This is a genomic window from Falsiroseomonas sp., assembly GCF_051860665.1.
Lineage (GTDB): Bacteria > Pseudomonadota > Alphaproteobacteria > Acetobacterales > Acetobacteraceae > Falsiroseomonas.
The window spans coordinates 47,787-68,867 of record NZ_JBHYDM010000004.1 but is presented as its reverse complement, the minus strand read 5'-3'; the positions used below and the strand labels follow the sequence as shown (position 1 = coordinate 68,867).

16 protein-coding genes are annotated in these 21,081 nt (G+C 68.7%); 3 read left to right on the top strand and 13 right to left on the bottom strand.

The genetic code is table 11. The features are described from left to right. Window positions 1-50 precede the first annotated feature (50 nt). From ACTIF1_RS05420 to ACTIF1_RS05385, 8 genes are all read right to left on the bottom strand, one after another. Window positions 51-1,574, bottom strand: coding sequence for an ABC transporter substrate-binding protein (locus tag ACTIF1_RS05420; RefSeq protein ID WP_439595366.1), 1,524 nt, complete (start codon window positions 1,572-1,574; stop codon window positions 51-53). A 26-nt stretch (window positions 1,575-1,600) separates the two neighbouring features. Beyond that, window positions 1,601-3,259: a hydantoinase B/oxoprolinase family protein gene (locus ACTIF1_RS05415; protein ID WP_439595365.1), complete on the bottom strand. Its 1,659-nt coding sequence runs from the start codon at window positions 3,257-3,259 to the stop codon at window positions 1,601-1,603. Next, on the bottom strand, window positions 3,256-5,310 hold the full coding sequence (locus ACTIF1_RS05410; RefSeq protein WP_439595364.1) for a hydantoinase/oxoprolinase family protein: 2,055 nt from the start codon (window positions 5,308-5,310) through the stop codon (window positions 3,256-3,258). Before ACTIF1_RS05410 ends, ACTIF1_RS05415 begins: the two co-directional genes overlap by 4 nt. Before the next feature lie 55 nt (window positions 5,311-5,365). Further along, a complete protein-coding gene (locus tag ACTIF1_RS05405; protein ID WP_439595363.1) occupies window positions 5,366-6,973 on the bottom strand; it encodes an ABC transporter ATP-binding protein in 1,608 nt (535 codons plus the stop codon). After that, complete coding sequence (locus ACTIF1_RS05400) at window positions 6,970-7,803, bottom strand: ABC transporter permease (RefSeq protein WP_439595362.1); 834 nt, start codon at window positions 7,801-7,803, stop codon at window positions 6,970-6,972. The genes ACTIF1_RS05405 and ACTIF1_RS05400 overlap by 4 nt, the downstream gene beginning before the upstream one ends. After that, window positions 7,800-8,774 carry an ABC transporter permease gene (locus ACTIF1_RS05395; protein ID WP_439595361.1) on the bottom strand — a complete coding sequence of 325 codons (975 nt, stop codon included), beginning with the start codon at window positions 8,772-8,774 and terminating at the stop codon, window positions 7,800-7,802. Before ACTIF1_RS05395 ends, ACTIF1_RS05400 begins: the two co-directional genes overlap by 4 nt. 7 nt (window positions 8,775-8,781) lie before the next feature. Then, window positions 8,782-10,383, bottom strand: coding sequence for an ABC transporter substrate-binding protein (locus ACTIF1_RS05390; RefSeq protein ID WP_439595360.1), 1,602 nt, complete (start codon window positions 10,381-10,383; stop codon window positions 8,782-8,784). 66 nt (window positions 10,384-10,449) lie between these two features. Beyond that, a complete protein-coding gene (locus tag ACTIF1_RS05385; protein ID WP_439595359.1) occupies window positions 10,450-11,295 on the bottom strand; it encodes a VOC family protein in 846 nt (281 codons plus the stop codon). Window positions 11,296-11,368: 73 nt separating this feature from the next. Between ACTIF1_RS05385 and ACTIF1_RS05380 the strand changes: the two genes are divergently transcribed. Beyond that, on the top strand, window positions 11,369-12,694 hold the full coding sequence (locus tag ACTIF1_RS05380; RefSeq protein ID WP_439595358.1) for an NAD(P)/FAD-dependent oxidoreductase: 1,326 nt from the start codon (window positions 11,369-11,371) through the stop codon (window positions 12,692-12,694). Here ACTIF1_RS05380 and ACTIF1_RS05375 read toward each other — a convergent pair whose 3' ends face one another. Genes ACTIF1_RS05375 through ACTIF1_RS05355 form a run of 5 tightly spaced genes read right to left on the bottom strand, consistent with a single transcriptional unit; the run spans window position 12,695 to window position 18,133 of the window. Further along, entirely contained in the window at window positions 12,695-13,660 is a 966-nt protein-coding gene (locus ACTIF1_RS05375) for an ABC transporter ATP-binding protein (protein WP_439595357.1), read from the bottom strand. Further along, window positions 13,657-14,667 carry an ABC transporter ATP-binding protein gene (locus ACTIF1_RS05370; protein ID WP_439595356.1) on the bottom strand — a complete coding sequence of 337 codons (1,011 nt, stop codon included), beginning with the start codon at window positions 14,665-14,667 and terminating at the stop codon, window positions 13,657-13,659. The genes ACTIF1_RS05375 and ACTIF1_RS05370 overlap by 4 nt, the downstream gene beginning before the upstream one ends. Beyond that, on the bottom strand, window positions 14,657-15,508 hold the full coding sequence (locus ACTIF1_RS05365) for an ABC transporter permease (RefSeq protein ID WP_439595355.1): 852 nt from the start codon (window positions 15,506-15,508) through the stop codon (window positions 14,657-14,659). The genes ACTIF1_RS05370 and ACTIF1_RS05365 overlap by 11 nt, the downstream gene beginning before the upstream one ends. Next, a complete protein-coding gene (locus ACTIF1_RS05360) occupies window positions 15,508-16,512 on the bottom strand; it encodes an ABC transporter permease (RefSeq protein ID WP_439595354.1) in 1,005 nt (334 codons plus the stop codon). Before ACTIF1_RS05360 ends, ACTIF1_RS05365 begins: the two co-directional genes overlap by 1 nt. Before the next feature lie 31 nt (window positions 16,513-16,543). Then, on the bottom strand, window positions 16,544-18,133 hold the full coding sequence (locus ACTIF1_RS05355; RefSeq protein WP_439595353.1) for an ABC transporter substrate-binding protein: 1,590 nt from the start codon (window positions 18,131-18,133) through the stop codon (window positions 16,544-16,546). 139 nt (window positions 18,134-18,272) lie between these two features. Here ACTIF1_RS05355 and ACTIF1_RS05350 point away from each other — a divergent pair, with 139 nt between their 5' ends. Together ACTIF1_RS05350 and ACTIF1_RS05345 are read left to right on the top strand one after the other, a co-directional pair. Beyond that, window positions 18,273-19,025, top strand: coding sequence for an SDR family NAD(P)-dependent oxidoreductase (locus ACTIF1_RS05350; protein ID WP_439595352.1), 753 nt, complete (start codon window positions 18,273-18,275; stop codon window positions 19,023-19,025). Window positions 19,026-19,030: 5 nt separating this feature from the next. Beyond that, complete coding sequence (locus ACTIF1_RS05345; protein ID WP_439595351.1) at window positions 19,031-21,070, top strand: hydantoinase/oxoprolinase family protein; 2,040 nt, start codon at window positions 19,031-19,033, stop codon at window positions 21,068-21,070. The last annotated feature ends 11 nt before the right edge of the window (window positions 21,071-21,081 follow it).

Here is a 21,081-nt window from a genome sequence, read left to right as displayed (position 1 = left end):
GCAGGGGGCCGGCCGACCCGAAGTGGGGTCGCCCGGCCGCTTGCCCAGGATCAGCCGAGCGCCGCATCCTCCAGCGTGATGCCGGAGAAGAAGTTCAGCGCGCCGGGCATGGCCTTGAAGCCGGTGATGCCCCGCTTCATGGCATAGCCCTGGCTGCGCCAGGCGAGGCCGACCAGCGGCACCTCCTCCAGCGCCACGCGCTGCGCCTCCCGGTAGATCTCGCGACGCCTAGCGGTGTCGAATTCCGCGCGGCCGGCCTGCATCAGCTCCTCCAGCCGCGGGATCCGCAAGCCGGCACTGCGGATATAGGAGGGTGAGAGCGAGCCATCGATCAGGCTGTTCAACCCATCCGCATCGTTGTTGTCGGTGGCCGTGCCCATCACCGCGATGTCGAACTGGCCGCGATTGCCGAGGTTCACCCGCGTCGCCCAATCCGGCAGGCGCAGTTCCGCCTGGATGCCGATGGCGGCCAGGTGCTGCTGCACCACCTCCGCCGTATCCTTGTGCATGCCGTATTGCGCGGTGGAGAGCAGGGTGGTGCTGAAGCCGTTCGGCAGCCCGGCCTCCCGCAGCAGTGCCTTGGCCCTGTCCGGGTCATAGGCCTGGCCCCTGGACAGCGCCGCGTCGAAGAATTCGCTGCCGGGGGCGATGGGCAGGCCCTCCAGCGGGCTGCCGCGGCCGAAGAAGGCGACCTTGACGATCTCATCGCGCTTGATGGCGTGCGCGATGGCCCGCCTGACCCGCGCATCGCCCAGATGCGGCCGCGTGGCATTGAAGTTCAGGTACATGAAGGGGCCGTCGGTGGCGTCCAGCCGCAGCCGGTCATCCGCCTCGATCGCAGCCATGGCCTGCCAGGGCACGTATTCGATGAGGTCCACATCGCCGGCGCGGATGGCGGAGACGCGGAGATTCTCATCCGCATAGGCGACCATGCGGATGCCGGCCAGCTTCGGCTGGCCCGGCTTGTAGTAGCGATCGAAGGCCACGAGGTCGATCGAGCTGCCGCGTTCCTGCGCGCGGATGGTGAAGGGCCCGGCGCCGATCGGCAGCACGCCCGCGCCGGTCGGGCTGCGCGGGTTGACGATCATCATATGGTAGGAGGCCATCCAGTTCGGCAGGGTGGCGATGGGCGCACGGGTGGTGATGCGCAGCGTGCGCGCATCCGGCGTCTCCATGCTCGCGATCTGCTGCATCTCCGCCCGGTAATGGGCGGTGGAGCGTTCGGACGCGATCTGCTCGATGTTCCATTTCACATCGGCGGCGGTGATCTTCTCGCCATTGTGGAAGACGGCGTTGTCGCGCAGCGCGAAAACCCAGACGGTGGGGCTTTCGTTGCGCCAGGACTCCGCGATCTCGCCGCGGAGCGCGCCATCCGGCGCGTAGGAGAGCAGGCCACGATGAATGAGCAGCTTCACCGTGGCAGCGGCCGTGCCGGTATTGGCCCAGGGCAGCAGGCTGGGCGGGAAGGAGGAGAGCCCGAAGCGCAAGGTCCCACCCTGGGCGCGGGCGGCGCCGCCCGGCAGGAGGGGCAGGGCAGCGGTGGCGGCGATCAGGCCGCGGCGGGTGAAGCGCATGGCGAAAATCTCCCCTATTCTCGGTGTCAGTCGGCTCCGTAGATCGTCCGCGCGGCTTCCCGCGTGATGCTGCCTTCGTCCAGGTCGCGTTGCAGCGCGGCGTGGTCGCGTTCCGTGGGCGGGCCATAGCCGCCGCCGCCCGGCGTGATGATCTCCACCCATTGGCCCGCCCGCAACAGCCCGTTGCCGAGCACGAAAGGTTCGATGCCAGGTCCGAAGACGAAGCGGCCACGCCCACCCGGCTGCCCGCCCTGCAGCCCCCAGGGGGCGGAGGCGAAGCGGGACCCATCCATCCGCAGGCGGCATTCGGCCTCCGCGCGATAGACCCGGCGCAGTCCCACGCCGCCGCGCTGCCGCCCGGCGCCGCCGGAGCCTTCCACCAGCTCGTAGCGCATCAGGGTCAGCGGGTATTCGATCTCCAGCGCCTCCACCGGCAGGTTGGAGGTATTGGTGGTATGCACATGCACCCCATCCAGCCCGTCCTTCGTCGCGCGAGCGCCGAAGCCGCCGCCGATCGTCTCAAGATAGACCCAGGGCTCGCCCGTGACGGGCTGGCGCCCGACGAAGGAGGCGACGAAGCAGGCGCCGTTATGCGCCGCCGTCACGCGGTCCGGCACCGCCTGGGCGAGCGCGCCATGGATCAGATCCACCACGCGCTGGCAGGTGGACAGCCGCGCATTCACCGCCGCGGGCAGCACGCAGTTCAGCACGCTGCCTTCGCGGGCGGTGACGCGCAGCGGCCGCGCCAGGCCGGCATTGGGCAGCAGCGTCGGGTCCACCACCGTCTTCACCGCGTAGTAGACGGTCGCGAGCAGCGCGGTGAAGGTCATGTTGATGCCGGCGCGCACCTGGTCCGGCCCGTCGAAATCCAGCGACATGGTGTCGCCCGCGACGGTGAGCGTCAGGGTCAGCTTCAGCTCGCCGTCGATCTCCGGGCTGTCGTGCACATCGGCGAAATGCCAGGTGCCGTCCGGGATCGCGGCGATGCCGGCGCGCATCTTGCGCTCGGCGTAGTCCTGCAGGGCCTCCCCGGCCGCCAGCACCGTCTCCGTGCCGTATTTGGCGCAGAGTGCCTGCATGCGGGCGACGCCGAGGCGGTTCGCCGCCATCTGCGCGCGCAGGTCGGACAGGCGCTCGCGCGGCACCTGGCAGTTCAGCAGGATCAGCTCCTGCACGTCCTGCTGCAATTCGCCGGCGCGATACAGCCGGATCGGCGGGATGCGCAGGCCTTCCTGGAAGATGTGGGCATGGCCGCGATCGGCGAAATCCGAGTGATGCGCCAGGTTCACGGCCCAGGAGACGATGCGGCCATCCACGAAAATCGGCTCCGCCAGCACGATGTCGGGCAGATGGGTTCCGCCGCCCTCATAGGCGTCATTGCCGACGAAGACATCGCCCGGCTGCATCTGCTCCATCGGATGGCGCTTCAGGATATGCGCGATGATGCCGATGAAACTGCCGAGATGGATCGGGATGTGCTCCGCCTGGCAGAGCGTATGGCCCGCGATGTCGAAGAGCGCGGTGGAGCAGTCCCGCCTTTCCTTGATGTTGGTGGAATAGGAAGCGCGCACCAGCGCCTCTCCCATCTCCTCGACGATGGAGGACAAGGCGGAGCCGATGACCTCGACCGTGATGGGGTCCGGCACACTGCGCCGGACGCGGAGCTCAGGGCGGGTGTTGCTCATGCCGCCGCCTCCAGGATCAGGTTCTCGTATTCATCCACGAGGGCTTCCTGGCCCGGCAGGATGACGGTGGTGGCGTCCATCTGCTCGATGATGGCGGGGCCGGCAATGCGGTTGCCGGGGGCGAGGCGATCCCGCGCATAAACCGGCACGGCGACGAGATTCCGGGCTTCCGGGAGCCAGACATCCCGCGCGCCCTCCAGCGCCGCCTGCGGATCAGGTCCCTGCAAGGGACGCGGCCGCAGCTCCGCCTTGCGGACCACACCGGTGGCTTCCAGCCGGAAGGTGACGAGCTGCACCGCCTCCCCTTCCGCGACAAAGCCGTACATCTGGCGATGTGCGGCGGCGAAACCCTCGGCCAGATGGGCCAGCGTGGCATCCGTGAAAGGGCCATCCGGCAGCGCCACGGGCAGTTCATAGTTCTGGCCGGCATAGCGCATGTCCACCGTGCGGCGGATCATGCGCTTGTCGGGCGCGATGTGTTCCTGGTCGAACCAGCGCAGGGCCGTCGCGGTCAGCGTGGCGAAGGCGGCCTCCATCGGCGCCAGCGCATCCTGATCCAGCGCCGTCAGCCGCGTGGCCGAAAAATCCGCGCGCAGATCGGTCAGCAGCAGGCCCATGGCGCACAGGATGCCGGGGTTGCGCGGCACCAGCACGCGGCGGATGTCGAGCTCCTTCGCCAGCCGCGCCGCATGCAGCGGCCCGGCGCCGCCGAAGGCGATCAGCGTATAGTCGCGCGGATCATGGCCCCGCTGCACGGAGATCACGCGGATCGCCTTCGCCATATTCGCGGTGACAACGGACAAAATGCCCTGCGCCGTCTCCATCACCCCCATGCCGAGCTGCTTGGCCAGCCGCTCCACCGCCGCCAGCGACAGGTCGCGCCGGATCGGCATGCGGCCGCCCAGCAGATGCGTCGGGTGCAGCGTGCCGAGCACGACATTCGCATCCGTCACCGCCGCTTCCGGGTTGCCGCGGTCGTAGCAGACCGGCCCCGGATCGGCGCCGCAACTGCGCGGCCCGACCTTCAGCAAGCCTCCGGAATCGACATAGGCGATGGAGCCGCCACCGGCGCCCACCGTGTGGATATCCAGCATCGGCGCCTTGATCGGGTAGCCATGCACGATGGCCTCCCCGGTCAGCCGCGCCGCACCGCCCTGCAGCAGCGCCACATCCGTGCTGGTGCCGCCCATGTCGAAGGTGATGAGGTCCGGGAAGCCGGAAAGCCGCCCGATCGCCTGCGCGCCGACCACGCCGGTGGAGGGACCAGAGAGCACCATCCGCACCGGCATTTCGGCCGCCGCTTCGAAGCCGATGACGCCGCCATTGGATTGCGTGAGATGCGGCGTGGCGGTGACGCCGAGCGCCGCCAGGCGTTCCGCCAGGCGCTTGATGTAGCCGCGCATCACCGGGCCGAGATAGCTGTTCACCACCGCGGTCGACAGCCGCTCGAACTCTCGGAATTCCGGCGCGATCTCATGGCTCGTGGTCAGGAAGATGCCGGGCAGTTCCTCCGCGAGGATGCGCTTCGCCGTCGCCTCGTGTTCGGGATGGACGAAGCTGTAGAGGAAGCAGATGGCGATGGCCTGGACGCCCGCCGCCTTCAGCGCCCGCGCGGCCTCCCGCACCGCCTGTTCGTCCAGCGCCGTCTCCACGCTGCCGTCGTGGCGGATGCGTTCCGGCACTTGCAGCCGCAGTTCCCGCGCCACCAGCACCGGCGGCTTGTCCACCTGCAGGTCGTAAAGGTCCGGACGTTTCTGGCGACCGATCTCCAGCAGGTCGCGGAAGCCGTCGGTGGTGACCAGGCCGGTGCGGACGCCGCGATGCTGGATCAGCGCATTGGTGGCCACCGTGGTGCCATGGCCGAAATAGGCGATGTCGGCGGGCGCCTGGCCGATTTCCGCCATGCCCTCCGCCACGCCGCCGGCGATGCCGCGGGAAGGATCATCCGGGGTGGAGGAGACCTTCCAGACCGCGATGCGGCCGGTATCCTCCTCGAAGAGGCAGACATCCGTGAAGGTGCCACCCGAATCCACACCGACGCGCCAGCCCACGATCGCGACCCCGCTGAAGCCCGAACGGCAGTCTCACGCCGAATTCCAGGGGCGGTCAATTCTTCCGCGCAAAATCCCGACCGGGAACGGAGGCGAGCAGCGCCTGGGTATAGGGATGTTCCGGCTGTTCGAAGACGCGGGCGATGGGGCCGTGCTCGACCACCGCGCCATCCTTCATCACCGCCACCAGGTCGCAGACCTGCGCTGCCACGCGCAGGTCGTGGGTGATGAAGACCAGCGACAGGCCCAGCCTTTCGCGCAGCTCCGCCAGCAGCCGCAGCACCTGCGCCTGGACCGAGACATCCAGCGCCGAGACCGGCTCATCCGCCACCAGCACCTCCGGCTCCATCGCGAGCGCCCGGGCCAGGCCGATGCGCTGCCGCTGGCCGCCCGAGAATTCATGCGGGAAGCGTTCGGTGGCGGCGGGGTCGAGGCCGACCAGCGCGAAAAGCTCCTTCGCCCGGCGCAGCGCCTCGGCGCGCGGGCTGCCATGGATCATCGGGCCCTGCGCCACCAATTCGCCGGCGCGGCGGCGCGGATTCAGCGAGCCATAGGGGTCCTGGAAGACCATCTGGATGCGATGCGCCTCCCGCCGCATTTGCGCCCGAGACAGGCTGGTGAGGTCCAGATCGCCGAGCGATACGCTGCCAGCCTCGGGCTCGACCAGCCGCACCAGGCAGCGCGCGAGGGTGGACTTGCCGGAGCCGGATTCGCCGACGATGCCGAGCGTGGCGCCCTTGGGCAGCGTCAGCGTCACGCCCCGCACCGCCTGCGTCACCCGCCCGCCGCGGCCGAGGAAGCCACCGGTGCGATAGGTCTTTCGCAGATCCCGCATCACCAGGATCGGCTCCGCGCTGATGGCGCGTGGCGCGCGGGCGGTAAGCGGCGGGACGGCGGCGATGAGCGACTGCGTATAGGCGTGCCGGGGCGCGTTCAGCACCTGGGCGGCGGGGCCTTCCTCCACAACCAGGCCGTGCTGCATGACGGCGACGCGATCGGCAATCTCCGCCACCACGCCGAAATCATGGGTGATGAAGAGCACCGTCGTGCCCTTGCGGCGCTGCAGATCCTTGATGAGGTGCAGGATCTGCGCCTGGGTGGTGACGTCCAGCGCCGTGGTCGGCTCATCCGCGATCAGCACCTTGGGGTCCAGCGCCAGCGCCATGGCGATCATCGCGCGCTGGCGCTGGCCGCCCGAAAGCTCGTGCGGATAGGCGCGGGCGGCCTGGGCGGGTTCCGGGATATGCACCTCGGCCAGCAGGGCCAGCACGCGCGCCGCGATCTCGGCCTGGGGCAGCGCCGTGTGGATGCGGAACATCTCGCCGATCTGGTCACCGATGCGGCGCAGCGGGTTCAGCGCCGTCATGGGTTCCTGGAAGATCATGGCGATACGCGCGCCGCGCAGGCGACGCATCGTGCCCTCCTCCGCCGTGGCGAGGTCCTGGCCCTCGAAGATGACCGATCCGCCGGTGATGACGACCCCCGGCGGCAGCAGGCGCATCACCGCGCCGGCGGTCATCGACTTGCCGGAGCCGGATTCGCCCACGACGCAGAGGATCTCGCCCGCATGGAGATCCAGCGAGACGCGGTCCAAAGCATGCGGCCGGTCCGCGCCCTGGGGCAGCGCGACGGTCAGGCCCTGGATCGCCAGAACGGCGCTCACCGCCGGCGCAGCCGCGGGTTCAGCGCATCGTTCAACCCCTGCCCCACCAGCGACACCGCCAGCACCGTCAGCAGGATGGCCAGGCCGGGAATGGCGGAGACATACCACTGCACCCGCAGCACATCTCGCCCGAGGCCGATCAGATTGCCCCAGGAGGCGACATTTGGGTCCGACAGCCGCAGGAAGGCCAGCGCCGATTCCAGCAGGATCGCCACCGCCATGACGACGGAAGCATAGACGATGATCGGCGGCAGGGCGTTGGGCAGGATCTCGCGGAAGATGATCCGCGCATCCCCCATGCCCAGCGTGCGGCAGGCCTGCACGAATTCGCGGTTGCGCAGCGAGAGGAACTCCGCCCGCGTCAGCCGCGCCGGGGCGGGCCAGGATACGGCGCCGATGGCGATGGTGACGGTGGTGAGGTCGGAGCCGAAGACCGCCACCAGCACCAGCAACAGCAGAAAATTCGGCAGCGTCTGGAAGGCCTCCGTCAGCCGCATCAGCGCGTCATCCACCCAGCCGCCATGGTAGCCGGCCAGCGCCCCCACCACGATGCCGACCATGATGGCGATGGCCGTTGCCACCACGCCGATGAGCAGGGAGATGCGCGCGCCATGGAAGATCTGCGCCGCGATGTCGCGGCCGGAATTGTCAGTGCCAAGGGGAAAGCGCGGATTGCCCGTAGGCCATTGCAGCGGCCTGCCGGCGAGGGCCAGGGGGTCGCGCGGAAACAGCCAGTCGGCGGAGATCGCCATGGCGACGATCGCCAGCAGCAGCAGCAGGCCGATCATCGCCGGCGGGCTGCGAAGGTAGCCGCGCAGGAAGGCCTTCATGGCGCGATCCGCGGATCCAGCCGCGCATAGAGCAGGTCCACCACGAAGTTCACGCAGATGACCAGAACCGCAGAGACGAAGACAATGCCGAGCAGCGTGTTCAGATCCCGCTGCACCACCGATTCATAGGCCAGCCGCCCGAGGCCCGGCAGGGAGAAGACGCTCTCCACCACCACGGACCCGCCCAGCATGGTGCCCGCCTGCAGCCCGATCAGCGTGACCATCGGCAGCAGCGCATTGCGCAGCACATGCCGCACCACGACGCGCGTCTCGTCCAGCCCCTTGGCCCGCGCGGTGCGGACGAAATCCAGCGACAGCACCTCCAGCATCGAGGCCCGCATGATGCGCAGATAGATGGCGAGAAAGATCAGCCCCAGCGTCAGCGTCGGCAGCACCAGATGCGTCGCGATATCCAGCGTGCGGCGCAGGCCGGTGAAGCCGGATCCGATCTCCTCGAAGCCGCCGGCCGGCAGCCATTGCAAATGGACGGAGAAGAGCACGATGGCCATCAGCCCGAACCAGAAGGAGGGCGTGGCGTAGAAGACCAGGCCAAGGGTGGAGATCAGCGTATCCGGCCAGCCATTCACCCGTCGCGCCGCCAGCACGCCCAGCACCAGGCCGAAGAAGAAGGCGAAGGACAGCGCCGCCAGCATCAGCAGCAGCGTCGCCGGCAGCCGCTCGAAGATCACGGTCGCCACCGGCTTGCCGTAGATCGAGGAAAAGCCGAGGTCGAGCCGCACCAGACGCCACATGTAGTTCGCGAGCTGCGCCGGCACGGAGAGATCCAGCCCCATCTCCGCCCGCATCCGGGCCGCGGCGGCGGCATCCGCGCCACCGCCGGTCTGCGCGATCAGCGCATCCACCGCATCACCCGGCGCCAGCTGCAGCAGCAGGAAGATGCCGATCAGGATCAGCAGCAGCGTCGGCACCGACGACAGAAGCCGCCGCCCCGCCAGGGCCAGCACGCGCATCAGATGGTCACGAAGCCAGCCACAGATCGTGCCAGGAGGAGGAGGCCCAGCGCGGATTATTGGCGTAGTTGCGCAGCCGCTTGTTGAAGACGGACACAAAGATCTGCTCGATCGGCATCCAGACCGGCAGTTCCGTGTTCACGCGCCGCACGAAATCGGCGTAGAGCGCCTTGCGCCGCACCGGATCCAGCTCCGTCTGTGCCGCGTCCATGATGCGGTCCGCCTCCTCGTCCTGCCAGCCCCATTGATTGGTCCAGGGCGCGCCCTTCGGCTGGCCGGAGCGGTACCAGACGCTGGTGGAGACGGCCGGGTCGTTGCGGTACTGGTGCCAGCCGGTGGCCAGGTCGAAATTCCAGTCGTTGTAGACGGTGCGCAGGAAGCCGGCGGCGTCCAGCCGCACGATCTCCACGCGAATGCCCACCTCCTGCAGCGATTGCTGGATGAAGGTGGACCACAGCGCGATATCCTCGCCCCAGGGCGCCGGGGTCAGGCGCAGGGTGAAGCGGATGCCGCCCGCGCCGCGCCGATGCCCCGCCTCGTCCAGCAGCGCATTGGCGCGGCGCCGGTCGAAGGCATATTGCGGCATCGGCTGCGTCGGGTAGTAGTCGGTGGAGACGGAGGGAATGGGCCCGGTGCCCGCCTTGGCGAAGTCGCCGAGGAAATTCTCGATGAAGAAGGGCACGTCGATGGCATGCGCGATGGCGCGGCGCACGCGGAGATCGGCGAGGATCGGATTCCGGAAGTTGAACTCCAGCGTATTGGTGCGGGCATTGCCCTCATTGCCCTTGGTCGTCACCTCGAAGCGCGGGTCGCGGCCCAGGCGCTGCAGGTCGGCGATGGTCAGGGAGGAATAGGGGCTGAAAAGGATCTGCCCGGCTTCCATCTGCGCCGCCGCAGCGGAACGGTCCGTCACCACGCGCCAGACGACGCGATCCAGATAGGGCAGGTTCTCGCGCCAGTAATTCGGGTTGCGCTCCGCGATGATGTACTGGCCGCGCTCATATTGCAGGAACTTGAAGGGTCCGGTGCCGATCGGCGCCGTATTCGCGGGATTTTCGCGGATATTCCCCGTCTCGAAGACATGCTTGGGCGAGATATAGCCGAGGTCCGGCAGCGCGCGCAGCAGCAGGCCAAGCGGCATGGGGCGGGAATACTTGAACACCGCGGTCTGCGCATCGGGCGTCTCCACCGCTTCCAGGAACTGCTGCAGCGCGGAGCCATAGTTCAGAATCTTCTTCCACATCTCCATCGCCGTGAACTGCACGTCGGCGGAGGTGAAGGGGCGGCCGTCATGCCAGGTGACGCCGCGGCGCAGGCGGAAGGTGATGGTCTTGCCATCCGGCGTGCTCTCCCAGCTTTCCGCCAGGCAGGGCGCGGGCTGGCCCGCCGCGTCCAGATCCACCAGCGGTTCCTGCATCTTCCCGCCGACGATGTAGACGCCGGTGGAGGCCTGCAGCGAGGGGTTGAGGATGCGCTGCTCGGTCGCGAAGTGCACCGTCATCACGCCGCCCCGCCGCGGCTGTTCCTGCGCCAGGCCCCGGCCCGGCAGCGCCACGCTGCTGGCCAGCGCTGCGGAGGTCAGGAGTATCGCACGACGCGTCGGATCCATGGCAGGCTCCCCGGGGCTTTGCGCGACGCAGCATGGAACCCGGCGACGCGGCGCGTCAATCGCGGCTCACACGGCCTCGAAGCGCAGCAGAAGGCCATTGGCGCGGGACGCCGGGGCGGCAAGGGTTCCGCCGGGTGCGATGCCCAGCGCCTTGGCGGCGGCCGCCAGATCGGCGGTGCCGAGCACCAGTGCGGCGGCGCCCTGCGCCGGCAGCCCCTCCAGCTCCACGCCGGGATGACGCGCGGCGAGCCTCGCCCGGTCGAGGAAGACGAAGTCCGCGCGCCCGGCGCCGGAGGCGACGCGCCAGGCGCCATCCGCCTCCGGCTCCGCCAGGCGGTCGATCAGCCGCGCCATCTCCTCCGCCCCCGCCTTGGGATCGTCGACCAGTACCTCGATGCGCAGAAGGCGGGTCGCACCATTGGCGTGGGACTGCAGTGCGGGGATCCAGACATTTTCCCGCGTCAAATGCTGGCAGGCGAAAATTCCGAGGCCCGCGGGCCGTGCCTCCCGCGGCCATTGGAAGACCTGGAAGCGCGCCTCCGCCTCGGCGCCCCCTGGCAGCGTCACGGGACGGCCGAAGGCGATGGGGCCGATGGCGGCGATGCCCTTGGCGCGCAGCTCCTCGGCCCCCGCGGCGGCGTCATCCGTGGTGAAGGCGGCGCGATCCAGGCCCTCGCGCTTCTCCAGGAAGGCGCGCATCGGCGCATTGTGCTCGGTCGGCGTCAGCACCCCCAGAAGTTCGAGATAATCCTCGCCGAACATGGTGGTGTAGTTGCCGGATCCCATATGCGCGCTGTGCGTGCCGCGCGGGGAGACGGTGAAGCCCAGCGCGCGCCAGGCCGCGGCCGCCGCATCCAGGTCGCGCACGGCGACCACCACATGGTCCACGCCGATCACATGCCGCAGCGCCATCGCATCCCTCCTTCACCGAGCGCATCATGACACACCGCAACGCCCCTTGAGGCAATCGCGGCACGGGTCTTTGATGCAGGCCCCGCCCGTGATGGAGACGCCGCGCATGGCCGTGACCTGGCCCCCTTCCCTCTGGGCGAAGGTTTCGCCTCCGGGGCCCGAGCTACCGATGCTGCAGGGCGCGGTGGCGACGGAGGCGGTGGTGGTGGGCGCCGGCTTCACCGGCCTGTCCACCGCGCTGCATCTGCGCGAGGCGGGGATCGAGACGGTGGTGGTGGAGGCGGCGGAGCCGGGCTGGGGTGCATCGGGCCGCAACAACGGCCAGGTGATCCCGACGCTGTCGCGCCACGACCCGGCGGCGATCATCGCGCGGCATGGGGATGCGGGGCTGCGCTTCGTGCATGTGCTGCGCGACAGCGCCACCATCCTGTTCGACCTGGTGCGCCGCCATGGCGTTGCGGCGGAGGCCGAGCAGAGCGGCTGGCTGCAACCCGTGCACACGCCCGGCCGCATGAAGATCGCGGAACGCCGCGTGAAGGACTGGGGCAGCCACGGCGCGCCCGTGGCGCTGCTGGATGCTGCTGCGATGCGCGACCGCCTCGGCAGCGACGCCTGGTTCGGAGGATGGTCGAATAGCAGCGGGGGGCATGTGAACCCGCTGATGCTGGCGCGCGGCATGGCAAAGGCGGCGCTCGCCGCCGGCGCCACCATCTATGCGCGCTCCCCCGCCGTCTCCGTGGAACATCGCGACGGCAAATGGGTGGTGACGACGGAGGCCGGCAGCGTGACCGCCCGCGCGCTGGTGCTGGCCACCAATGCCTATACCGGCGAATTCTCAAAACGCCTGGCGCCAGAGATTGCGCGGGAGGTGGTGCCCCTGCTGTCCTGGCAGATGGCGACGCAGCCGATCAGCCACAACGTCGCCGCCACCATCATCCCGGGGCGGGAGGCGATGTCGGACACCCATGGCGAGCTGTATTTCTGCCGCTGGGATGCGCGTGGGCGGCTGGTGACGGGCGGCGCGGTGGCCATCCCGGTGAACCAGGCGAGCCGCCTGCCGCCGATGATCACGGCCCGGCTCCAGCGGCTCTGGCCACAGATCGGGGAGGTGCAATTCGATTACGTCTGGAGCGGCTATATCGGCATGACGCCGGACTATTTCCCGCATCTGCATCGCCTGGGCCCGGATGGCTATGCCTGGGCCGGCTGCAATGGCCGCGCCGTGGCGCTTTCCGTGGCGCTGGGGCGCGAATTCGCGCGCGCGGTGCAGGGCGTGCCGGAGCAGGACCTCGGCCTGCCCTTCACCGAACCGAAGCCAATTCCTCTGCACGGCCTGGCGCGCCGCGTCGCGCCGCTGATGCTGAACCTCTATCGCTATCGCGACGCGCGCGAGGTGTAGCTACTCGGCGAAGTGGCAGGCGGCGGCCTGGTTCGGCCAATCCGCCCGCAGCGCCGGGTCCTGTTCCGCGCACAGCGCCTGCGCACGCGGGCAGCGCGTGCGGAAACGGCAGCCGGAGGGCAGATTGGTCGGGCTCGGCGGCTCGCCCTCCAACGCGAAGGTGTCGGTCACGCGCGCGCCACCGATCTTTGGGATCGCGGCGAGGAGGGACTGCGTATAGGGGTGGCGCGGGGTGCCAAAAACCTGCGCGGTCTCGCCGATCTCCACGATGCGGCCAAGATACATCACCGCAACCCGATCGCAGATCAGCCGCACCACGGAAAGGTCGTGGCTGACGAACAGATAGGTCAGGCCGAACTGCTGCTGCAGCGCCAGGAACAGCTTCAGGATGGTGGCCTGGACCGAGACATCGAGGCCGGAGGTCGGCTCGTCCAGGATCACGACCGAGGGCTTGAGGGTGAGGATGCGCGCCAGGCCGACACGGCGCTGCTGGCCGCCACTGATCTCGTGCGGATAGAGATCGAGATGCGTCAGCGGCAGGCCGACGGCGGCGAGAATTTCCCGTACCCGCTCCTCCCGCGCCGCCTCGTCCAGGTCGGTGTGCACGATCAGCGGCTCGTGCAGCGAGGCGCGGATGGTCCAGCGCGGATCGAGCGAGGCGCCGGGATCCTGGTAGCAGTATTGCAGGTGCTGCCGGAATTTGCGGGACTGGTGCGGCTTCAGGGGCGCGATGTCCTGGTCCTGGAACAGGATGCGGCCCTGGGTGGCGGTATGGATGCCCATCAGCGTCTTGCCGAGGGTGGATTTGCCGCAGCCGGATTCACCGACGATGCCCAGGATCTCGCCCGGCTGCACGCTGAAGGAAACATCGTCCAGCGCACGCAGCCAGCCGATGCGCCGCTTCCACAGATTGCGCACGGGGAAGTATTTGCGGAGGCCCTGGACCTCAAGGATCGGGGCGCTCACGCGATGAATTCCGTCAGCCGGTGGTGGCAGCGCACGCTATGGCCGGGGCCGGCGAGTTCCGGCGCGGGGCGCTGCTGGCAGATGGCGGTGGCGCGTTCGCAGCGCGGGTTGAAGCGGCAGCCGGGCGGCGGATCGACCAGGCGCGGGATTTCGCCAGGGATGCCGCGCAGCCCGGTCTCCGCACTCGGCAGGCTGTCGAGCAGCTTGCGCGTATAGGGATGGCTGGGGCGGTTGAAGAATTCCGCAACCGGCGCTTCCTCCACCTCCTGCCCCGCATACATCACGGTGATGCGGTCGCAGATTTCGTAGGCGGCGCCGAGGTCGTGGGTGGTAAACAGCACCGCGACGTTGCGCTCCCGCGCCAGGCCCTTCAGCAGCTTCAGGATCTGTGCCTGTACCGTCACGTCCAGTGCCGTGGTCGGCTCATCCGCGATCACCAGCTTGGGTTCCGGCAGCAGCGCCATGGCGATCATCAGCCGCTGGCGCTGTCCGCCCGAGACCTCATGCGGATATTTGCGCAGCAGCGCCTCCGGATTCGGCAGCTGCACCAGGCGCAGCCATTCCACCACGCGGGCGAGATCCGCCGCGCGACGGGCGCGGGCATTGCCCTTGAAGGACGGGTCGCGCAGCAGCGGCGACTTCCAGTGCATCAGGTCCGCGATCTGCGTGCCTATGGTGAAGACCGGGTTGAAGGCGGTGGAGGGATCCTGCGGGATATAGGCGATCTCCCGCCCCCGCACCTCTCGCGCCAGCGCCGCCTCCGGCACCTTCAGCAGGTCGCGGCCGCCGAAAAGCACCTGGCCGCCCTCAATGCGCGCGGAGTTGGGCGGCAGGATGCCGAGGATGGCGCGCGCCAGCGTGGTCTTGCCGCAGCCGGATTCGCCGACCAGCCCGCGGATCTCGCCCGGGCGGATGGCGCAGCTCACGCCATCCAGCACCTTCGCCAGGCCGGCATTGCCGGCGAAGGCCACGCGCAGATCGCGCACGGTGATGAGGTCAGCGTCCACTGGAGGCCCGCCGCAACCGCGGGTCAAGCACGTCGCGCAGCCCGTCGCCCAGCAGGTTGAAGCCCATCACCACGATGAAGATGGCGAGCCCCGGGAAGGCCGCATACCACCAGGCCATCGGCAGAAACTCCCGAGACTCCGCAATGGTCCGCCCCCATTCCGGCGTCGGCGGTGGCGGGCCGAGGCCGAGGAAGCCGAGGGTCGCGGCGGTGAGGATGGTGCCGCCCATGCCGATGGTGGTGCGCACGATGATGGAGGAGGAGATGGAGGGCAGGATATGCAGCACCATGACTCGCCAGGGCGAGCAGCCGAGGGCGATGGCGGCCTCCACAAAGGTCTCGTTCTTGCAGGACCGCGTCTCGGCATAGACCAGCCGCGCCCAGAAGGGCCAGTAGGTCGCGGACAGGGCGAGGATGACGTTCTCGATCGACGGGCCCAGCGTCTGCGCGATGGCGATGGCCAGCACGATCTGCGGCACGGCGAGGAAGACGTCCGAGCCACGCATCAGGATGTCGCTGCCCAGGCCCTCGTAATAGCCGGCGATCAGCCCGATCGGCACGCCGATCAGCACCGCGACGAGGATGGCGACCACCGCGATGGTCAGGGTGATGCGCGCGCCGAAAAGCAGCCGCGAATAGATATCGCTGCCCATGCGATCCGTGCCGAGCCAGTTGTCCGCATTGGGCGGGCTCAGGCGGATGGCGGTATGGAATTCCGCCACGTCGCCCGGGTGCGTGGACAGCCAGGGCGCCAGGATGGCGGCGAAGACGACGATGAGGATCAGCGCCAGGCCGAACATGGAGGCCCGGTCCTCCGCCAGCTTCCGCAGCACCTGCCGCATCAGCGCGTCTCCCGCGGGTCGATGATGCCCTGCAGGATATCCACCAGCAGGTTCACCACGATGAACATGGTGCCGGCTATGAGCGTAAAGCCCATGACGGCGTTGTAGTCGGAATTCAGGATGGAGTTCACCGCGAACATGCCGAGGCCGGGCCAGTCGAAGACCGCCTCGACCACCACCGCGCCAGCCAGCAGGATGCCGAAGATCAGGCCGATCTGCGTCACCGTGCCGATCAACGCATTGCGCAGAACGTATTTCCACACGATCTGCCGGCGCGGATAGCCCATCGCCGTCTCATAGAGCACGTAGTTGCTCTCCAGCGCATTCAGCACGCCGGCACGGGTGAAGCGCACGATGGTGGCGGCCGCCGGCAGGGCAAGCGTGGCGACAGGCAGGATCATGTGATGCAGCGCGTCCAGCAGCGTCTCCATGTCCCATTTGATCAGGGAATCCAGGATGTAGAAGCCGGTGATCGGCTCCGGCCCCCAGCCCTCCACACGCCCGGTCAGCGGCGTGATACCGAGGCGCATGGAGAAGAAGAGCTGCAGCAGGATGGCGAACCAGAAGCTCGCAATGGCGAGACCCGCGATGGTCACCAGGCGCAGCCCGTGATCCACCCAGGAATTGCGCCGCAGCGCACTGATGACGCCGAGCGGCACGCCGATCAGCGTGGCGACCACAACGGTGACCAGCGTGAGTTCCAGCGTCGCCGGCAGGCGGCTCAGCAGATCCTCCACCACCGGGCGGCCGGTATAGATGCTGCGGCCCATGTCGCCCGCCAGGATGGATTGCAGATAGCGCAGGAACTGGATGTGCAGCGGCTGATCCAGGCCCAGCCGCACCCGCATCTCTGCAATGGTGGCGGCAGAGGCATTCTCGCCGGCGGCGAAAGCCGCCGGATCGGCCGGGATGATGTGGGAGATGAAGAAGACGATCGCCAGCAGGCCGAGCAGCGTCGGCACGAACCAGATCACGCGGTTGACGACCAGGACGAGGATCTTCACGGGGCCGCGGCCCCGCCGTGCAGCCCTTGCCTCACGCGATGCTGAGCCAGCGCATCTCCTGCCCATCGCCGATCGGACAGAACCGTACGCCGCTGACATTCTTGCGGAAGGGTCCGTACCACTTGGTGTTGTGGATGAAGATCGCCGCCGCATCCTCCGACGAGATGCGCGCCACCTGCTCGTACAGCGGTGCGCGCTTCGCCTGCTCGGGCGTGGCCAGCGCCTCCGCCAGCAGGCGATCGACCTCCGGGTTGGTGTAGTAGGAGGCATTCCCGCCGCGATGGCGTTCGGTGGCCAGGATCTCGCCAGCCCAGTTGTGCGGATCCGCGTAGTAGGTGGAGCGCCAGAGGAACAGCACGTCGTACATCTGTTCCGGGTCGCGCATCTTGTTCGAGACGACCGGCCAGGGTTCGTTCAGCAACCGGCTCGGGATGCCGGCGCGGGTCAGGCCGTTCTGCAGCAGGGAGGCAGCCTGGATCGACTGCTCGTAGCCGATCATGCCGGCCACCACGATCTCCCGCATCGGCGCCTGCACGCGGGCCAGGTGCCACTTCGCCTTGTCGATATCGTAGGTATAGCCGACCAGGTCCTTCGGCGCGCCCCACATCGGATTCGGCACCACGCCGGTGTTGCGCACCACGGAACCGCCGAGGATGTTGTTGATCCATCCGTCATAGTCGAAGGCGTGGCACAGCGCCTTGCGGAAGTTCACATCCGTCATCGGCGCGCGCTGGTTGTGGATGGTGGCGTAGAAGAGCCGCGTCGATTCCGCCTCCATCACGTTCAGGTTGCCGTCGCCCTGCAGCCGCGTGATCTGGTCCTGCGGCATATAGGGGTCGGTGCCCTGGAAGTCGCCGCGGATCAGGCCGAGCACGCGGCTGTTCACCTCGGCCACATAGCGGAAGTCGATCTCGGCGATGCCGGCCGGGCCGAGGAAGTGGTTGTCGAAACGCTGCGCCAGGAAGCCGCGGGCCGGGTCGAAGCGGCGGATGATGTAGGAGCCGCTACCGGCATCGTTGCGGTCGATGAAGGCCTGGCCCCAGTCGCCGTTTCGCTCGTTCCGCTTCAGCAGGGCGCTGTTCACCACATAGATGTCATGGGTGGTGGCGGCGAAGATGGCGGATGGCGTGGTCAGGTTGAACTGCACCGTATGCCGGTCCAGCGCCTTGGTGCTGCCGGGCGCAACGAGTGGCTGGAAGAGCGGATAGGCGCCCTTCTTCACCGCCAGGATGCGCTCCATGGAATAGACCACATCCTCCGCCGTCAGCGGGGCGCCGTCATGGAAGGTGACGCCCTGGCGCAGCTTGAAGGTATAGGTCTTGCCGTCCTCGGAGGTGGTGTAGGATTCCGCCAGCCAGGGCTCCAGCTTCGGCGGATTGTCCACCCAGCGCATCAGCCCGTCATAGCAGTTCAGCCGATAGGCGACGCGGCCGACATCGAAGGTGGCATGCGGGTCCATGGTGTCGTAGGCACTGCCATTGGCGAAGACGATGCGCCCGCCGCCGCCACGCTGCGCCTCCGCAATGCGCGGCAGGCCGGCGGCGCCGATGGCGGCGCCCGCGGCCAAGAGGGTCCGGCGGCGGATCCCGGGCGAGAGGCTGCTCATGTCGCGCTGTGGCATCGTCGCGTCCCCGCTTGCGAGACGGGAAGGTTGCACTGCGAAAATCGCGCGCGTCAAGGCGCCTCGCGCCGTCCCCCGGTTGCCGCCGCACGGGGCTGCGGATAGCGTTCGCGCAGGTGGGTGCGAAAGGACAGGACATATGCCGAGCGACCGGAAGCTGGCCTTGGTCACCGGCGGCGCACGCGGCATCGGCCGCGGCTGCGTCCTCGCCTTGGCGGAGCGCGGCTACGACATCGCCATCGTCGACCTGCTGCGGCCGGAGATGGAGCGTACCCAGGCGGAGGTGGAAGCGCTGGGTCGCCAGGCGATGATCGCGGAAGCGGATGTCGCCGACCATGCCCGGGCGCGGGAGATCGCGGCGGAGGTCCGCGCCCGCTTCGGCCGCATCGACGTGCTGGTGAACAATGCCGGCCGCGGCAATCCCACCGGCATCCTGGAGATCACCGAGGAAGCCTTCGACCGCACCATCGCGGTGAACCTGAAGTCCTGCTTCAACTATATCCAGGCGCTGGTGCCGCTGATGCGGGAAGGCGGCGGCGGGCGCATCGTCTCCATGTCCTCGCTAAATGCGCATACCGGCGGGGTGACCAGCGCGGTCTCGAAATTCTCCTATGCCGCGGCCAAGGCCGGCATCATCGGCATGACCAAGGCGCTGGCCAAGGAGCTGGGCCCGGAGATCGCCATCAACTGCGTCTGCCCGGGCGTGATCGAGACGGAGGTGGGCAATAGCCTGACCAAGTCACGCGGGCCGGAGCTGGCGAAGAAGATCATGCTCGGCCGGCTGGGCACGCCCGCCGATGTGGCGCAGCTGGTCGCCTTCCTGGCCACGGCCGAGCCCTTCTTCATCACCGGCCAAGCCATCACCATCGACGGCTTCCAGTGGGAGATCTGACCCCCATGCGCTACCGCCTCGGCGTGGATATCGGCGGCACTTTCGCGGACTTCTGCGTGCTGAATGAGACGACCGGCGAGGTTTCGACGTTGAAGGTCCTCTCCACCCCGGCGACGCCGGGGCAGGAGGTGATCGACGGGCTGCGGGGGGTGCAATCGCGTTTCGGCATCGCGCCGACCGACTTGGCCTGGTTCACGCATGGCACGACGGTTGGCGTGAATGCGGTGATCCAGCGCAAGGGAATCCGCCTCGCGCTCTTCGTGACCCGGAATTTTCGGGACGTGCTGGAGCTGGCGCGGCTGAAGACGCCCGATCCCTACGACCTGCTCTCCCGCCGCCCGCCGCCGCTGGTGCCGCGCGAACGGGTGATCGAGATCGATGGGCGGCTGAATGCCGATGGCAGCGAGGCGGAGCGGCTGGACGAGGCCTCCGTCATCGCCGCGCTGGAACAGGCGGAGGCGCGGGGTGCCGAGGGCATCGTGCTCGCCTTGCTGCACAGCTATCGCAACCCGGCCCATGAGCATGCGGCGCAGACGCTGTTGCGGAAATTGCGGCCGGACATGCCGGTCTATTGCTCCGCTGATATCTGGCCGATCATCCGCGAATACGAGCGCAGCGTGACGGCCGTGGTGCATGGCCATGTGCAGCCGCGCGTCGCCTTCTACCTCGCCTCCTTGCAGCGCGCGTTGCGCGAAGCGGGCGTTGTGGCGGAACCGATGGTGACGAAGTCCAATGGCGGCGTGATGCGTGCCGAGCTCGGCAAGACGCGCTGCGTGGAGATGCTGCTCTCCGGCACCGCCGCCGGCGCCATCGGCGCGGCCTTCGTCGCACGCGCCGCCGGCGTGCCACGGGCGATGAGCCTCGATATCGGCGGTACCAGCGCGGATGTCGCCGTCATCGTGGACGGCGCGCCGAGCTATGGCACCGGCGAGCGGGTCGGTGATTTCCCGGTCTATATCCCGACGGTCGCCGTCACCTCGATCGGCGAGGGCGGCGGCTCCATCGCCGCGGTGGATTCGCTGGGGCTGCTGACGGTGGGGCCGGAGAGCGCGGGCTCCACCCCCGGCCCGGCCTGCTACGGCCGCGGCGGCTCGCGCGCCACAATCACGGATGCGATGTGCGTGCTCGGCTTCATCGGCCATGGCGCGCTGGGCTATGACAGTGTGCGGGTGCGCGCAGACCTGGCCGCCCAGGCGGTGGACGAGGTCGCGCAGGCGCTCGGCCGCGGGCGGCAGGAAACGGCGGAGGCCATCGTGCAGGTCGCGGTCAGCGGCATGTATCGCGAGGTCAGCAAGCTTTCCGCGCGCCAGGGCGTCGATCCGCGCGATTTCTGCCTCATGCCCTTCGGCGGGGCCGGCCCGATGCTCGGCGCGCTGCTGGCGCAGGAGCTGGGGATGCGGGAGGTGCTGATCCCCCTGACGCCCGGCGTGCTTTCGGCGCTCGGCGGGCTGATCGCCGATATCCGCAGCGACTTCATCGAGACGGTCTATGCCGATCTCGAGGTCGAGGCCCTGCCCGGCCTCACCGCCGCCTTCCAGCGACTGCGCGCGGACGCGACGCGCTGGATCCGAGAGGACCAGAAGTTCGGTGGCGAGGTTGCCTTCAAACCCTCCGCCGAGATGCGCTATCGTGGCCAGTCCTTCGAGATTGAAGTGCCAATCGCGCAGGACTGGATCGAAGCCGGCGACCTGGCGGCAATGGCGGAGGCCTTTCATCAGGCACACGAGAAGCTTTACGGCCATGCGGATCGCGGCGCGCCGATCCAGGCCATCGCACTGCGCATGGTGGTAGCCGGCACCGTGCCAGCGCCGCGCTTCCCGGAGCAGGACCGCGTCACCGGCACGCCCGAAATCCTGCGCGAGGTGGAGGTCTGGCTCGATGGCCGCGCGCAGACCGCGCCGCTCTACCTCCGCAATGCGCTGCGCCACGGCCACCGTTTCAGCGGCCCCTGCATCGTGCTGCAGGACGATACCACCAGCTGCATCCCGCCCGGCATGACGGGCGAGGTGGACCGCTTCGGCAATCTGCGCCTGACCGCCGGCTGAGGAGACACGCC

What these genes read in the sequence shown, in the direction of transcription:
- ACTIF1_RS05400 (WP_439595362.1), bottom strand. Translation starts at nt 7,803, where the DNA reads ATGAAGGCCTTCCTGCGCGGCTACCTTCGCAGCCCGCCGGCGATGATC.
- ACTIF1_RS05345 (WP_439595351.1), top strand. Translation starts at nt 19,031, where the DNA reads ATGCGCTACCGCCTCGGCGTGGATATCGGCGGCACTTTCGCGGACTTC.
- ACTIF1_RS05415 (WP_439595365.1), bottom strand. Translation starts at nt 3,259, where the DNA reads ATGAGCAACACCCGCCCTGAGCTCCGCGTCCGGCGCAGTGTGCCGGAC.
- ACTIF1_RS05395 (WP_439595361.1), bottom strand. Translation starts at nt 8,774, where the DNA reads ATGCGCGTGCTGGCCCTGGCGGGGCGGCGGCTTCTGTCGTCGGTGCCG.
- ACTIF1_RS05355 (WP_439595353.1), bottom strand. Translation starts at nt 18,133, where the DNA reads ATGCCACAGCGCGACATGAGCAGCCTCTCGCCCGGGATCCGCCGCCGG.
- ACTIF1_RS05350 (WP_439595352.1), top strand. Translation starts at nt 18,273, where the DNA reads ATGCCGAGCGACCGGAAGCTGGCCTTGGTCACCGGCGGCGCACGCGGC.
- ACTIF1_RS05420 (WP_439595366.1), bottom strand. Translation starts at nt 1,574, where the DNA reads ATGCGCTTCACCCGCCGCGGCCTGATCGCCGCCACCGCTGCCCTGCCC.
- ACTIF1_RS05380 (WP_439595358.1), top strand. Translation starts at nt 11,369, where the DNA reads ATGCAGGCCCCGCCCGTGATGGAGACGCCGCGCATGGCCGTGACCTGG.
- ACTIF1_RS05385 (WP_439595359.1), bottom strand. Translation starts at nt 11,295, where the DNA reads ATGGCGCTGCGGCATGTGATCGGCGTGGACCATGTGGTGGTCGCCGTG.
- ACTIF1_RS05390 (WP_439595360.1), bottom strand. Translation starts at nt 10,383, where the DNA reads ATGGATCCGACGCGTCGTGCGATACTCCTGACCTCCGCAGCGCTGGCC.
- ACTIF1_RS05365 (WP_439595355.1), bottom strand. Translation starts at nt 15,508, where the DNA reads ATGCGGCAGGTGCTGCGGAAGCTGGCGGAGGACCGGGCCTCCATGTTC.